At 73.1% G+C, this 14654-nt stretch carries 10 protein-coding genes; 3 read left to right on the top strand and 7 right to left on the bottom strand.

Annotated features, from left to right (window positions below; genetic code table 11):
• The first annotated feature begins 98 nt into the window (after positions 1-98).
• Positions 99-1301: a D-alanyl-D-alanine carboxypeptidase family protein gene (locus IE332_RS14040; RefSeq protein WP_189916131.1), complete on the top strand. Its 1203-nt coding sequence runs from the start codon at positions 99-101 to the stop codon at positions 1299-1301.
• Between the two features lie 27 nt (positions 1302-1328).
• Here IE332_RS14040 and IE332_RS14035 read toward each other — a convergent pair whose 3' ends face one another.
• Together IE332_RS14035 and IE332_RS14030 are read right to left on the bottom strand one after the other, a co-directional pair.
• Positions 1329-2327, bottom strand: coding sequence for a YihY/virulence factor BrkB family protein (locus tag IE332_RS14035; protein WP_189916130.1), 999 nt, complete (start codon positions 2325-2327; stop codon positions 1329-1331).
• Positions 2328-2445: 118 nt separating this feature from the next.
• Positions 2446-3444, bottom strand: coding sequence for a glycosyltransferase family 2 protein (locus IE332_RS14030; protein ID WP_189916129.1), 999 nt, complete (start codon positions 3442-3444; stop codon positions 2446-2448).
• Positions 3445-3580: 136 nt separating this feature from the next.
• On the opposite strand from IE332_RS14030, the gene IE332_RS14025 reads away from it, so the two are divergent.
• Positions 3581-7153: a bifunctional glycosyltransferase/CDP-glycerol:glycerophosphate glycerophosphotransferase gene (locus tag IE332_RS14025; RefSeq protein WP_189916128.1), complete on the top strand. Its 3573-nt coding sequence runs from the start codon at positions 3581-3583 to the stop codon at positions 7151-7153.
• Between the two features lie 229 nt (positions 7154-7382).
• Positions 7383-9908, top strand: a complete 2526-nt coding sequence (locus tag IE332_RS14020; protein ID WP_189916127.1) for a CDP-glycerol glycerophosphotransferase family protein — start codon at positions 7383-7385, stop codon at positions 9906-9908.
• On the opposite strand, the gene IE332_RS14015 is transcribed toward IE332_RS14020, so the two are convergent.
• From IE332_RS14015 to IE332_RS13995, 5 genes are all read right to left on the bottom strand, one after another.
• Positions 9893-10381, bottom strand: a complete 489-nt coding sequence (locus tag IE332_RS14015; RefSeq protein ID WP_229928578.1) for a 2'-5' RNA ligase family protein — start codon at positions 10379-10381, stop codon at positions 9893-9895. The genes IE332_RS14020 and IE332_RS14015 overlap by 16 nt on opposite strands.
• Before the next feature lie 47 nt (positions 10382-10428).
• The gene (gene trpS / locus IE332_RS14010) at positions 10429-11424 is read right to left on the bottom strand and encodes a tryptophan--tRNA ligase (protein ID WP_189916244.1); all 996 of its coding nucleotides are present in this window, start codon (positions 11422-11424) and stop codon (positions 10429-10431) included.
• A 75-nt stretch (positions 11425-11499) separates the two neighbouring features.
• Entirely contained in the window at positions 11500-12825 is a 1326-nt protein-coding gene (locus tag IE332_RS14005; RefSeq protein WP_189916126.1) for a hemolysin family protein, read from the bottom strand.
• Positions 12826-12936: 111 nt separating this feature from the next.
• Positions 12937-13929, bottom strand: coding sequence for a malate dehydrogenase (locus tag IE332_RS14000; protein ID WP_189916125.1), 993 nt, complete (start codon positions 13927-13929; stop codon positions 12937-12939).
• A 296-nt stretch (positions 13930-14225) separates the two neighbouring features.
• Positions 14226-14651: a DUF3017 domain-containing protein gene (locus IE332_RS13995; protein WP_189916124.1), complete on the bottom strand. Its 426-nt coding sequence runs from the start codon at positions 14649-14651 to the stop codon at positions 14226-14228.
• Between the last annotated feature and the right edge of the window lie 3 nt (positions 14652-14654).

Below are 14654 nucleotides of genomic sequence, written 5' to 3'. Positions count from 1 at the left end.
TATGCGCGGGCCGCCGATCGGCGTACGGCGGGCCCCTCCTGCGGAGGACGGGCCCGGTGCGGCGGACGGCCGGGGCCGGGAATGGGTACGGTCTGCTGGTGCCCACACCCCGTCACACGTTCGCCCGCCTGTGCGCCGCGGTCACCGCGGCCCTCCCGCTCCTGCTCGTCGCCCCGACTGCGGTCGCGGCCCCGCGGCAGCCGCCGCCGACCGCGGTCGGCGGCGAGCGGCTGGGGAGCCCCGGGGTCCAGGTCGCCCCGCTGGCGGGCGCCCCGGCACTGCCGGCGGACCTCACCGGCCAGTCCTGGATAGTCTCCGACGCGATGTCAGGAGAGGTGCTGGCGGCCTACAACCCGCACCTCCGGCTGCCTCCGGCCAGCACCCTGAAGATCCTCTTCGCGGACACCGTGCTGCCCAAGTTCGACCGCAACGCGGTGCACCGGGTCGCCGACGAGGAGATCCAGGGGATCGGTCCGGGCAGCAGCCTGGTCGGCATCAAGGAGAACCTGGAGTACCGGGTCGAGGACCTGTGGCGCGGGGTGTTCCTGAGCTCGGGCAACGACGCGGTGCACGTCCTGGCGCACATGAACGGCGGCGTCCCGCAGACCGTCGCCGAGATGCAGGCCCGCGCCGAGGCGCTGCAGGCGAGGGACACCAAGGTGGTCTCCCCGGACGGCTACGACATGGACGGCCAGCTCTCCTCGGCCTACGACCTGTCGCTGTTCGCCCGGGCCGGCCTGCGCAACGCGGACTTCCGGATGTACTGCGCCACCCGGGACGCGATGTTCCCGGGCGCGGTCGACAAGAACACCGGCCAGCGCGGCAGCTTCGGCATCGCCAACACCGACCGGCTGCTGGGCAAGTACCCGGGCCTGATCGGGGTGAAGAACGGCACCACCACCAACGCCGGCTCGACCTTCGTCGGCGCCGCCGAGCGCGACGGGCGCACCCTGCTGGTCACGGTGATGCACCCGACGAGCTACCAGAAGGTGTACGACGAGACGGCGGCCCTGCTGGACTGGGGCTTCGCCGCGGCCGGGAAGGTCCAGCCGGTGGGCAGGCTGGTCGACGAGGTCGCGGGCGGCGAGGCCGAGCCGACCGGGCAGGCCGGTGGCGCGGCGGGGACGCCCGCACCGCCGCCGCACCCCTCCCCCGCCACGGCCGGGCCCGCCGCGGCGCCCGCCGCCGGGGGCGACGGGGACGACGGGCTGGGGCCCGTCGGCTGGTCGGCGGTCGTGCTGGCCGGCGGCGGGGCCGGAGCGGGCGCGCTGGTCCTGCGGCGGCGCCGTTCGGCCGACTGACCGCCGGTCGAGCGGGCGGGCCCGGCCTCAGTCCTGGGGCCGGGCCCCGCCGTTCCCGGCCTTGCCGTCGGCCTTCGGCGCGGCCTTCCCCGTAGCCTCCGCGGCCGCCTGCTCGGCCAGCGCCTCCGCCTTGTCGGCCGCCTCCAGCAGCGCCCGTCCGTGCGCCCTGGTCCGCTCCCGGGCGGCCGCCGGGTCGGCCGTCGCCGTCCAGGCCACGCAGTACATCAGCAGCCGGCAGACGAAGTTGATCCACAGCAGCAGCGCCACCGGCGTGGCGAAGGCCCCGTACAGGCTGCGCCCGGCGACCGAGCCGAGGTAGGAGGCGAGCAGGACCTTCAGCAGTTCGAAGCCGACGGCGCCGATCAGCGCGCCCCGCAGGACGTCCCGGCGGCGCTGGCCGGTGATCCCGGGGAACGGCGCCAGCAGGTAGGCGAAGAGCAGGGTGTCGCACCCTATGGCGATCAGCACGCCGACCCCGGTCAGCAGGTAGCCGCTGCCGAGGCCGATCGCGTCGGCGATCCGTCCGGCCAGGGTCGTCCCGGCGGCGGAGGCGCCGAGCGAGAACAGCGACACCAGGCCGAGGCCCCCCAGCACCACGACGTCCCAGGCCTTGCGCAGCACCGGGTTGCCGTCCTCCTGGGGCAGCTGCCACAGGTCCCGGATCGAGGTGCGCATGGTGTCCACCCAGCCGAGGCCGGAGACCAGCAGCAGCGCCCCGCCGACCAGCCCGACCGCGCCCGCGCTGGACACCAGGGAGGGCAGGTTCAGCGCGTCCGAGAGGCCCGGCAGCTGGTCGGAGATGCGTTTCTGGAGGTCGTTCACCTGGCTGTCGCTGAGGGCCGCGACGGCGACCGCCAGGCCGACGGTGAGCAGCGGGAACAGGGCCAGGAAGCCGAAGAAGGTGACGGCGCCGGCCAGCCGGTTGCCGCGGGCGGCGCTGAAGTACTCGTAGACCCGGTACGGGCGGCTGCGCAGCACCCGGGAGACGAGCGGGCCGATGACCGGGAGGCGGGTCAGGAAGTCCACCCGACCGGTTATACCGGCCCGTCCCCCGAACGGCCGTCAGGCGCGGGCCGTTCGGGCCGGATCCGGCCCGCGGGACCCTGCGCGCGGGCCCCTGCTCGCGGCCCCCGAAGGACCGGGTTCAGCGCTTGACGAGCCGGCGGGCCTTCGCGAGGGCGCGGACGGCCTGGTAGGCGCCGTAGCGGCCGTGGCTGAGCAGCTCGGTGCGCACGCCGTCCACGCCGGCCGGCGGGCGGTAGCCGGCCGGGCGCAGCCGGGCGCAGTGCGCGGCGGCGCGGCGGAAGTACTCGCGGCGGTCGCCGGGCGGGACCCGGCCGGGCTTGGAGACCACGGTGTTGAGGTGGTGCAGCATCCGGCCGTAGACGACCGGGCGCCAGCGGTCCAGGTCGGGGCGGCCGTCGAGGAAGGCGAAGACCAGGTCGTACTGGTCGAAGACGTCGAAGTGCTTGCGGCTGGCGGTGGCCAGGATGTTGCCGCCCTCCTGGCGCTGGCGGTAGTGCACGCCGACCCGGTCGAGCAGGGTGATCCGGGCGGCGGCGAGCAGCGCCGGGTACGTCCAGGGGGTGTCCTCGTAGTAGCCGGCCGGGAAGACCAGCCGCTGCTCGGTGACGAAGTCGCGGCGGTAGGCCTTGTTCCAGACGACCTGGAGGAGGTCGAGCAGGTCGGGGCGGGCGGTGAGGTCGAACACGTCCGGGGAGTCGGCGCCGAAGACGTGCGCGGAGGCGGCCCGGGTGATCCGCCCGTCGACGTAGGTGCGGGCGTAGTCGTAGACCAGGACGTCCGGGTCGCCGGTGGCGGCGAGCCGCCGGTCGACGGCGTCGAGCAGGCCGGGGGTGAGGGTGTCGTCGCTGTCGAGGAAGACCACGTAGTCGCCGGTGGCGACCTCCAGGCCGGCGTTGCGGGCCCGGCCGAGGCCGACGTTCTCCGGCAGGTGCAGCACCCGGACCCGGGGGTCGGCGGCGGCGGCCTCGTCGAGCATCGCGCCGCAGCCGTCCGGGGAGCGGTCGTCCACCGCGATCAGTTCGAGGTCCGGGCCGTCCTGGCGGAGCACCGAGTCGAGGCACTCGGCGAGGTAGTCCTGGACCTTGTACACGGGGACGATGACGCTGAAGCGGGGCACCCGGCCCAGCGTAGTGGCCCCGGGGGCGGCCTCCGGCCCGGAGGTAGGATCGGGTCGCACGTACGCACCGATACGAAGTGCGGTCAGGCCCCCACCGGGCTGCCACGCTCCTTCCCCAGAAAGGCCTGCGTAGCCGATGGCTCCCCGCCTCTCCATCGTCGTTCCGATCTACAACGTCGAGCGTTATCTCGTCGAGTGCCTCGACTCGATCGCCGCCCAGACCTTCACGGACTTCGAGTGCGTCATGGTCGACGACGGTTCGAAGGACGACAGCGCGGCCCTCGCCGAGGCGTACGCGGCCAAGGACTCGCGCTTCCGGCTGGTGCGCCAGGTGAACAAGGGCCTCGGCGCGGCCCGCAACACCGGCATCCGGCACATCGACCCGGACGCCGAGTTCCTGTGCTTCGTGGACAGCGACGACTCGATGCCGCCCAGCGCGTACGAGCTGATGATCAACACGCTGGACGAGACCGGCTCGGACTTCTGCACCGGCAACGTGCTGCGCTTCCGCGCCGTGGGCTACTACCAGTCCGGCGGCCACGTGAAGCCGTTCAAGGAGACCAAGCTCAAGACCCACATCACCGAGATCCCGGCGCTGGTCACCGACCGCACCGCCTGGAACAAGGTGTACCGCCGCTCGTTCTTCGACGCCGCCGGCATCCTGTACCCCGAGGGCATCCTGTACGAGGACGCGCCGGTCAGCGTGCCGCACCACTACCTGGCCAAGAGCGTGGACGTGCTCTCCGAGCCGATCTACCACTGGCGCGAGCGCGAGGTCGGCGAGATGTCGATCACGCAGATGCGCACCAACCCGAAGGGCCTGGTCGACCGGGTCACCTCGGTCGAGCTGGTCCGCGGCTGGCTGAAGAAGCAGACCGAGCCGCGCTTCGCCCAGTACCTGCGCTCCTACGACGAGAACACCCTCGTCGAGGAGATCCCGATGTTCTTCTGGTCCGTCGTGGACGGCGACAAGGAGTACCGGGCCGCCTACGTCCAGAGCGTCAGCCGGCTGCTCCGGGCGATCGGCCCCGAGCAGGTCCGCAAGCTGCGCGCGCCGCTGCGGCTGAAGTACCACCTGACCCTGGCGGGCCGGGTGGACGAGCTGGTCGAGCAGATCAAGTACGAGGGCGAGAGCGGCGGCGGCGTCCAGGCCCGCGGCGTGCTGCGCCCGTACGCCGACTACCCGTTCCTGCGCGGCGGGCGCAAGAGCGTGCCGGCCGGCGTGCTCAAGCTGGACAACTCGCTGGTCATGCGCAGCCGGCTGTACGAGAGCGCCTGGGTGGGCGGGAAGCTGCAGCTGACCGGGCACGCGTACCCGGAGCAGCTGGGCGCGGCCAACAAGCACGACATGGTCCGCACCCTGGTGCTGCGCGAGACCAAGGGCCGCCGGGTGATCGCGGTGCCGATGCGGACCACGTACAGCCCCGAGGCCACCGCGAGCTGCAACCACGACCTGTACAGCTGCGACTGGTCCGGCTTCAGCGTCTCCGTCGACCCGAAGAAGCTCAAGCACCGCGGTCAGTGGAAGGACGGGCACTGGCGCGTCCTGGTGGCCGGTGCCGGCAAGGGCGGGGTGTACAAGGGCCGGATCTCGGCCGGCTGGAGCGACACCGCGCACTACGTGCCGGCGCAGTGGGTCGAGCCGGACGTGCGGATCGTGCCGTGGGTCCGGGACAACTTCCTCTACCTGCGGGTGGAGACGGTCAAGGCCCGGGTGACCGGCCTGGCGGCGCACGCCGGCCGGGTGGAGGTCTCGGGTGCGGCCCGCTCCGGCCCGAGCTTCGCCGGGGCCCGGCTGCGGCTCACCCACGTCGAGTCGGACCGCGAGGTGACCGTCCCGCTGGAGCTGGGCGCGCCGGTCGGCTCGCTGCAGCCATTCACCGCGTCCTTCTCGATCGACGAGCTGACCGCCGTCCGCGAGGCCTGGGCCGAGCTGGACCCGGTCGCCGACGACCGTGCCCGGGACCGCTGGGACACCGCGCTGGTGCTGGCCGACGCCAGTGTCGTCTCGCTGGCCTGGGACGAGCGCAACGCGCCCGAGCAGCTGCACCTGCCGCTGAACCCGCAGGCCCCGGCCGCCGAGCGGCGGGCGCTCTACTCCAAGCCCTCCCCCAGCGGTTTCCTGCAGTTCTCCGACCAGCTGCTGCAGCCGCTGGTGGACGAGGTGTCCTCGCGCGGCGCCGACGGCTTCCTGCTCAGCGGCTCGTTCCCGCTGGCCGGTGCGCACCGCTGGGAGCTGGTGGTCCGCCACAACTGGCGCGAGGAGGAGCACGTCTACCCGGTGGAGATCACGGACGGCCGGTTCCGCACCGCGCTGCCCGCCGTGCCGACGGCCACGTTCGCCGGCCGGGTGCCGTTCGCCAAGGGCACCTGGGACGTCTTCTTCCGCCAGGTCGGCGGGCCGGCCGAGAAGCTGGCCGACGCCTCCGTGCAGGTCTCCCCGGCCTGCTTCGGCGCGCTGCCGCTGGAGGTGGAGTCCCGCGGCAAGCGCATCGTGCTGGAGCGGCGCCACCACGACGGCCTCTCGCTGGAGTCGCACGCGGCGCTGCTGCCCGAGGAGCGCTCCGGCTTCCGCCAGCGCCAGCTGCGCACCGCCGACTACCCGGCCGCCCGCCGGCTGCCGGTGCGCGACACGGTGCTGTACAACGCCGGCAACGGCAGCATGTACGCCGACTCGCCGCGCGCCGTCCACGAGGAGCTGGTCCGCCGCGGTCTGGCGCTGGACCACCTGTGGGGCAGCGACGACATGCAGGTCGAGCTGCCGCAGAGCGCGACGGCGATCCGGCTCTGGAGCCCGGAGTGGTTCGAGGCGCTGGCCACCGCCAAGTACATCGTGACCAGCACCCACCTGCCCGACTTCTTCGTCCGCCGCCCCGGCCAGGTGGTGGTGCAGACCTGGCAGGGCACCCCGCTGAAGCAGGTCGGCTTCGACTTCGAGAAGGTCTGGTTCACCGACTCCAACTACCTCAAGGGCCTGGCCCGGGAGGTCCCGAACTGGAGCCTGCTGGTGGCGGGCAACCGCTGGTCGGCCCCGGTGCTGCGGCGCGCCTTCGACTTCAAGGGCGAGATCCTGGAGAGCGGTTCGCCCCGCAACGACCTGCTGTTCGCGGCGGACCGGGAGAAGACCGCCGAGCAGGTCCGGGAGCGGCTCGGCCTGCCCGAGGGCAAGAAGGTCGTGCTCTACGCGCCGACCTGGCGCGAGGACCGGCGCCGGCCGAACGGCGGCTACCAGATCGACCTGCGGATCGACCTGGAGGCGGCCAAGGCCGCGCTCGGCGACGACCAGGTGCTGCTGGTGCGCCGGCACAACGTGATGTGCGGCCAGATCCCGGGCGCCGGCAACGGCTACGTCTGGGACGTCGGCAGCTACCCCGACATGGCGGAACTGCTGCTGATCGCCGACGTGCTGGTGACGGACTATTCGGCGAGCGTGTTCGACTTCGCGTCGACCGGAAAGCCGATGCTGTTCTTCACCCACGACCTGGAGCACTACCGGGACAACCTGCGCGGTTTCAGCCTCGATTTCGAGGCGGAGGCGCCCGGCCCGCTGCTGGCCACCTCCGAGGAGCTGGTCGCCGCGCTCGGCCGGGTGGACGAGGTCGCGGCGGAGCACGCGGACAAGGCCGCCGCGTTCCGCGAGGCCTACTGCGACCTGGACGACGGCAAGGCCGCCGCGCGGGTGGTCGACGCGATGCTCCGCAAGGAGTAGTCGCCGCGAGCGGTAGACGGGGCGCCCGACACCACCGGTGTCGGGCGCCCTTTCGCGTCCGGCCGTTTTCGAGGCCCGCCCGAATCGAAAAAGAATCGAATATCGCGGGAATCATCGAACCGGAGTTCCCCGGAATCAATTGACCGGGCAATTCGAAAAAGCGTTCAGTTGACCTTGGTGCCATTTCTGGATGGGATATGAATTTCCATTCCGAAGGGCTCCGATCACCATGCCTGTGCTCACCCGGCTCGTCCTGCCGCACGCCGCGCCCCGGGTGACCACCGACCGGCCCGAGGCCGACGAGGACGTGCTCTTCGGGCTGCTGCGCGCCCGGTGGTACGGCCGCGGCCTGGAGCTCACCGGCTTCGCCCGCCCCCGGGGCGTGGACACCGGCCGCCCCGGCTCCGCCTGGACCTGGCTGACCCTGCGCCACGAGGACGGCGCCGGGCCCCCGCTGCACCTGCGCTCCCGGCCCCGCCGGATGCCCGAGGTCACCGACGACAGCGCCCAGCCCGAGCACAACCACGACTGGTCCGGCTTCACCGCCCTGCTGGAGCCCGGCCGGCTGCGCCGCGAGGGCCGGTGGCTGCTCGGCGACTGGCGGATCGAGACCACCCTCTTCACCCGCCCGCGCGCCACCCGGCTGCGCCGCCAGTACGGCGCCCTCGCCCCGCACTGGTGCGGCTCCGGCGAGTACCCCCCGGCCCACTGGGTGGACCGCGACGTGCGCCTGCGGCCGTACTTCGAGGACGGCCGGCTGCGGGTACGGCTGGAGCGCCCGGCCGTACGGATCACCCGGGCCGCCCGCACCCCCGGCGGCCTCGACCTGGGCGGCACCGCCGACACCTGCCCGGCCGGCACCGTCCTGCGGCTGCGCCACCGGCAGAGCCCGGCGGTGATCGAACGCCCGCTCACCCGCGGCGGCGACACCTTCACCGCCCACCTGCCGTACCGGCCGTTCACCGCCGGCGGCCGCGGCCGCGGCGGACTGGAGCACTGGGACGCCGAACTGCTGCGCCCCGACGGCAGGACCGACCAGCTCTGCCTCGACGAACGCGGCGGCCCGGTGACCGGCCAGCACCCGCTGCCCGACGCCCCGGACCGGGTGCTCTACCTCAAGCACCTCGACGACGGCCGCCTCCAGGTCTGTGTCCAGCCCGCGGCCGGCCTGGTCGACCGGATCGCCGTCCGCGCCGACGGCTTCGAGCTGTCCGGCCACTGCCCGGCCCCGGCCGCGGACCGGCTGGACCTGGTGCTGCGGCACGACCGCACCGCGAGCGAGGTCCGCACCCCGGTCGAGACCGGCCCGGACGGCCGCTTCCTGGCCCGGATCCCCGCCACCCGCACCGGCTCGGACGGCGCCGCGCTGCCGCTGCGCAAGGGCCTCTGGGAGGCCGCGCTGGAACCGGCCGACGGCACCGGCCCCGGCCGGCCGCTGCTCGCCGCCCCCGCCGCGCTGCCCGCCGTCCCGGCCGCCACCACGGCCGGCGGCAAGCAGGTGCTGCTGCAGCGCCGCTGGCACGACACCCTGCTGGTGGACTCCACCCCGGTGCTCGGCGCGGGCGAGCGCAGCGCCTGGGCGCAGCACCGCCAGCGCACCGAGCGCTACCCGGCCGCCCGCCGCGAACCGCTCTGCGAGGCGGTGCTGTACGACGTGTTCGGCGGCCGCGGCTACGCCGACTCGCCGCGCGCGGTGCACGCCGAACTGGCGCGCCGCAGAACGCCGTTGGAGCACCTGTGGGCGGTCGACGACGCCCAGGCCGAGCTGCCGGCCGGGGTCACCCCGGTGCGGGTGTGGAGCCCGGAGTGGTACCGGGCGCTGGCCACCTGCCGGTACCTGGTCGGCAACACGCACTTCCCGGACTTCCTGACCCGCCGCCCCGGCCAGGTCGTGGTGCAGACCTGGCACGGCTCACTGCTGAAGCGGATCGCCCACGACGTCCCGAACCCCTGGCTGGCCGACCGCGGCTACCTGGAGGCGCTCGACCGGGAGACCCCGCAGTGGAGCCTGCTGCTCTCCCCCAGCCCGTTCGCCACCCCGATCCTGCGGCGGGCCTTCCGCTACCGCGGCGAGGTGCTGGAGTCCGGCTACCCGCGCAACGACGTGCTCGCCCGCCCGGACGGACGGACCGCCGCGGCCGTGCGCCGCCGGCTCGGCATCCCCGCCGGCAAGCGGATCGTGCTGTACGCGCCGACCTGGCGCGAGGACCAGCAGCGCGGCGACGGCGACGGCTTCCGGCTCGACCTGCGGCTGGACCTCGACCACGCCCGGCGCCTGCTCGGCGCCGACCACGTGCTGCTCGTCCGCCCGCACGCGCACGTGCGCGAGCCCCTCACGGGCGCCGGCGACGGCTTCGTGTACGACTGCGGGGACTACCCCGACCCCCAGGAGCTGCTGCTGGTCGCGGACGTGCTGGTGACCGACTACTCGTCGATCATGTTCGACTTCGCGATCACCGGCCGCCCGGTGTACTTCTTCACCTACGACCTGGAGCACTACCGCGACACCCTGCGCGGCTTCTACTTCGACTTCGAGTCCGACGCCCCCGGCCCGCTGGTGCCGACCTCCGCCGAACTGCTCGGCGCGCTGCGCGAACTCGCCGACGGCGGAGCCCGGTTGCCGTCCGGGTACGCCGCGCGCTACCGGCGCTTCCGGGCCGAGCACTGCGCGCTGGACGACGGCGGAGCGGCCCGCCGGGTGGTCGACCGGATGCTCGCACTGGGGCGCGCCGCCGTCCCTCAGCAGAAGGAGTAGCTCCGCCAGGGCCGCCAGACCTCGTCGGCGTCGAACCGGGAGATGCCGAAGCCCGGCACCACGAAGGACGCCCGGAAGCCGCGCGCCTGCTCGTACGCCTGGTCCAGCACGTCGTCCGGCAGGCCGTGGGCGACCGTCACGTGCGGGTGGTACGGGAAGGCCAGTTCGCGGGCCAGCGGGCCGGAGCGGACGTCCGCCTCCAGCAGCCGGCACTCCTGCGCGCCCTCCTCGACCCGGACGTACACCACCGGGGAGACCGGGCGGAAGGTCCCGCCGCCGCGCAGCAGCATCCGGAACGGCCGGTGCGCGGCCGCCACCGCCGCCAGGTGCTCCTCGATCTTCGGCAGCAGCTCGGCCGGCACCTCGGTCGGCGGCAGCAGGGTGACGTGCGTCGGTATCGACCGGGCCTGCGGGTCGCCGTGCCCGGCCCGGGCGTCCTGGATCGCCGTGCCGTACGGCTCCGGGACGCTCACGGACACGCCGATGGTGAGGAGCTCCCCCGGCAGGTGTGTGAGGGGCGTCACCGCTTGGCGGCCGGGAGGAAGCCGATCCGGTCGTACACCGTCTCCAGCGTCACCGACGCCACCTCGCGGGCCTTGTCGGCGCCGATCGCCAGCACCCGGTCCAGCTCCGCCGGGTCGTCCAGGAAGGTGCGGGTGCGCTCCTGGAAGGGCGTCACCCACTCGGTGAACAGCTCGGCCAGCTCGGTCTTCAGGGCGCCGTACATCTTGCCCTCGAAGTGCGCGACCAGGTCCTCGACCGACCGGCCGCTGAGCGCGGAGTGGATGCGCAGCAGGTTGGAGACGCCCGGCTTCCCCTCCTCGTCGTAGGACACGACGGTGCCGGTGTCGGTGACGGCGCTCTTGAACTTCTTGGCGCTGGCCTTCGGCTCGTCCAGCAGGCTCACCAGGCCCTTGGGCGAGGAGGCCGACTTGCTCATCTTGACGGCCGGGTCCTGGAGGTCCTGGATCTTCGCCGTCTCCTTGAGGATGTACGGCTTCGGCACCGTGAAGGTCGGGCTGTAGCGGGTGTTGAAGCGCTCGGCGATGTCGCGGGTGATCTCCACGTGCTGGCGCTGGTCCTCGCCGACCGGGACGGCGTCCGCCTGGTAGAGCAGGATGTCCGCGATCTGCAGGATCGGGTAGGTGAACAGGCCGACCGTGGTGCTGTCGGCGCCGTACCGGGAGGACTTGTCCTTGAACTGGGTCATCCGGGCGGCCTCGCCGAAGCCGGTGAGGCAGTTCATCACCCAGGCGAGCTGCGCGTGCTCGGGCACGTGCGACTGGACGAAGAGGGTGCAGTGGTCGGGGTCCAGGCCGGCGCCGAGCAGCTGGGCGGCGGAGATCCGGGTGTTCTCGCGCAGCGTCGCCGGGTCCTGCGGCACCGTGATCGCGTGCAGGTCGACGACCATGTAGAAGGCGTCGTTCTCCTTCTGCAGGTCGACCCACTGGCGCACCGCGCCGAGGTAGTTGCCGAGGTGGAACGAGCCGGAGGTGGGCTGGATGCCGGAGAGCACCCGGGGACGCTCCTTGACCGGACCGGTGACCGCTGCGTTGACCATGCGGGCCATTCTTCCAGTTCCACCGGTCGCTCAGGAAACGTCCGCCCCCGGAGGCTCGGCCAGTGTGACGGCACTCACCCTCACCCGGGCGATCCGCCGGCCCTCCACCTTGGCCACCGTCAGCAGCACCACGCCGTCGCCCTCCAGCGGCACCCGCACCTGGTCGCCGTCCCGGGGCAGCCGGCCGAGCGAGGCGACCAGGCAGCCGGCCACCGTCTCGTACGGGCCCTCGGGCAGGGTGACGCCGGTCTCCTCGGCGAAGTCCCCGAGGTTGAGCAGGCCGTCCAGCTCCACGCCGCCGCCGGCCAGCCGGCGGGTGGGCGCGGTCTCCGGCCGGTCGTACTCGTCCCGGATCTCCCCGATCACCTCCTCGACCAGGTCCTCCAGGGTGACGATCCCGGCGGTGCCGCCGTACTCGTCCACCACGATGGCCAGGTGGTGGCCCTCGCGGCGCATCTCGCCCATCGCCTCCAGCACCAGTTTGGTGCCGGGCAGCAGCTTGACCGGGCGGGCCAGGTCGCGGGCCTTGGCGGCCTGTTCGCCGCGCGCGCCGTACAGGTCGCGGACGTGCACGAAGCCGACCACCGCGTCCGCGCTGCCCTCGACCACCGGGTAGCGCGAGTGCGGGGAGGTGTCGGCCTGGTGCCGTACGGCGGCCAGCGGGCGCTCGGCGTCCAGGAAGGTCACCTCGGTGCGCGGGACCATCACCTCGCGCAGCTGGCGCTCCCCGGCGGCGAACACGTCGGCGATCATCGTCCGTTCGTCGCTGCCGAGTTCGGTGTTGGCGGCGACCAGGCCGCGCAGCTCCTCGGAGCTCATCGAGCCCCGGCCGGCCGTCGGATCGCCGCCGAGCAGCCGGACCATCAGGTTGGTGGAGTGGCCGAGCAGCCAGATCACCGGGCGCAGCACGACCGACATCACGTCCACCACCGGGGCGGAAGTCACCGCGATGGACTCGGCGCGCTGCAGGCCGATCCGCTTGGGGGTCAGCTCGCCGAGCACCAGCGACACGTAGCTGATCACCAGGGTGAGGCCGACCAGCGCGACCGCGTCGGCCATCCCCTCGGTCAGGCCGGCCCGGACGAACAGCGGGGCGACCTTCCCGGCCAGGGTGTCCGCGCCGAAGGCGGCGGAGAGGAAGCCCATGCAGGTCACGCCGACCTGGACGGCGGCCAGGAAGCGGTTGGGGTCGGCGGCCAGGTGCGCGGCCCGGGCCGAACGCCGGGTGCCGCGCGCCTCCAGCGTCCGGATCTGGCCCTCGCGCAGCGAGATCAGCGAGATCTCGGCGACGTTGAACAGCCCGCCCAGCAGGATGAAGACGAGGACGAGCGCGGCGTCCCCGAGGGTTTCGTTCACAGCGGGCCAGTGTAGGGCGGCCGGTGCCCGGCGGCGGGCCCCTGTGGCCGGACACGGCGGCGGCCCGCCGCCCCGGGGAGGGGTGACGGGCCGCCGGAGTGCTCAGCGGGCTCAGATGAGGCCCAGCTCCTGCACCGCGTCGCGCTCCTCGGTCAGCTCCTTGACCGAGGCGTCGATGCGGCCGCGGGAGAAGTCGGAGATCTCCAGGCCCTGGACGATCGAGAACTCGCCGTCCTTGGTGGTGACCGGGAAGGAGGAGATCAGGCCGGCCGGGACGCCGTAGGAGCCGTCGGAGACGACGCCCATCGAGGTCCAGTCGCCCTCGGCGGTGCCGTTGACCCAGGTGTGCACGTGGTCGATGGCGGCGTTGGCGGCCGAGGCGGCCGAGGAGGCGCCACGGGCCTCGATGATGGCGGCGCCGCGCTTGGCGACGGTCGGGATGAACTCGTCCGCCAGCCAGGCCTGGTCGCTGCCGATGGCCTCGAAGGCCGGCTTGCCGGCGATCTCGGCCTGGAAGATGTCCGGGTACTGGGTCGCGGAGTGGTTGCCCCAGATGGTGACGCGCTTGATGTCGGAGACCAGGGCGCCGGTCTTGGCGGACAGCTGGCCGACGGCGCGGTTGTGGTCCAGGCGGGTCATCGCGGTGAAGCGCTCGGCCGGGACGTCCGGGGCGTTGCGCTGGGCGATCAGGGCGTTGGTGTTGGCCGGGTTGCCGACGACCAGGACCTTGATGTCGTCCGCGGCGTGGTCGTTGATCGCCTTGCCCTGCGGGCCGAAGATGCCGCCGTTGGCCTGCAGCAGGTCGCCGCGCTCCATGCCGGCGGTGCGCGGACGGGCGCCGACCAGCAGCGCGACGTTGGCGCCGTCGAAGGCCACGTTCGGGTTGTCGGTGATCGTGATGTCACGCAGCAGCGGGAAGGCGCAGTCGACGAGCTCCATGGCGGTGCCCTCGGCGGCCTTGAGGCCCTGCGGGATCTCCAGGAGGCGCAGGTTCACCGGCACGTCGGCACCGAGCAGGTGGCCCGAGGCGATGCGGAAGAGCAGCGCGTAGCCGATCTGGCCGGCCGCTCCGGTGATGGTGACGTTGACGGGGGTGCGAGTCATTTCTACCTTCTCCAGCAAATCGCCAGGTGCCCCAGGCACACCGGCGCACTGGAGCCGAGGATGGTCTCTCGACATCGAGAGACCCGCGTCAGGTTATCGCAAAGGGAAGCGTACGCCGCGTGTGCGGGCGTGGCTGATGCGTCACAGCGCTGATGCGTCACAGCGCTGATGCGCCACATCGCTGATGCGCCACGGAGCCGACGCGTCGCAGGGCGGATGTGTCGCGGGAACGCCGCGGCCCCCGCCCGGCGCCCCGGAGCGCGGGGGTCGGGCGGGGGCCGCGGCGTTCGGGCCGGTCAGTGCTTGGGCCGGCCCATCAGCTGGCCGATGTTGTCGAGCAGCGGGATCTGCAGCCACGGGTTCGGCTGCGCGACCAGGGTCAGCAGCACGATCGAGGCTCCCAGGAAGGTCAGCACGATCACGTCGGTGAAGCGGCTGCGCACCGCCAGCATCCCGACCTCGGGCAGCAGCAGGCGCAGCACCGCGCCCAGCAGCACACCGCCGCCGAGGATCAGCAGCCCGTACTTGAAGCCGTCCTTGAAGTCGGCGAACCACGTGACCGCGAGTCCGGCGCCGACCACCAGCAGGACCAGCGTTATCGGCCACTGCCGGACCGGCAGGGCGTGCTCGCGCCCGAGGGCCGCGGCCGAGCCCTCGGGCGGCAGGGTGCCGGTGGTCTTGACCGGCCTGCGCCGGGTCCGCGCCGGTCGCGGTTCAGTCATGCT

Source organism: Kitasatospora xanthocidica, from assembly GCF_014656195.1.
Classification (GTDB): Bacteria; Actinomycetota; Actinomycetes; order Streptomycetales; family Streptomycetaceae; genus Kitasatospora; species Kitasatospora xanthocidica.
Note: the sequence above shows the minus strand (reverse complement) of the source record. Positions and strands in the feature narration are given on the sequence as shown.

Coding starts and splice junctions, on each gene's coding strand:
- IE332_RS14025 (WP_189916128.1), top strand. CDS start 3,581: ATGGCTCCCCGCCTCTCCATCGTCGTTCCGATCTACAACGTCGAGCGT.
- IE332_RS14020 (WP_189916127.1), top strand. CDS start 7,383: ATGCCTGTGCTCACCCGGCTCGTCCTGCCGCACGCCGCGCCCCGGGTG.
- IE332_RS14000 (WP_189916125.1), bottom strand. CDS start 13,929: ATGACTCGCACCCCCGTCAACGTCACCATCACCGGAGCGGCCGGCCAG.
- IE332_RS13995 (WP_189916124.1), bottom strand. CDS start 14,651: ATGACTGAACCGCGACCGGCGCGGACCCGGCGCAGGCCGGTCAAGACC.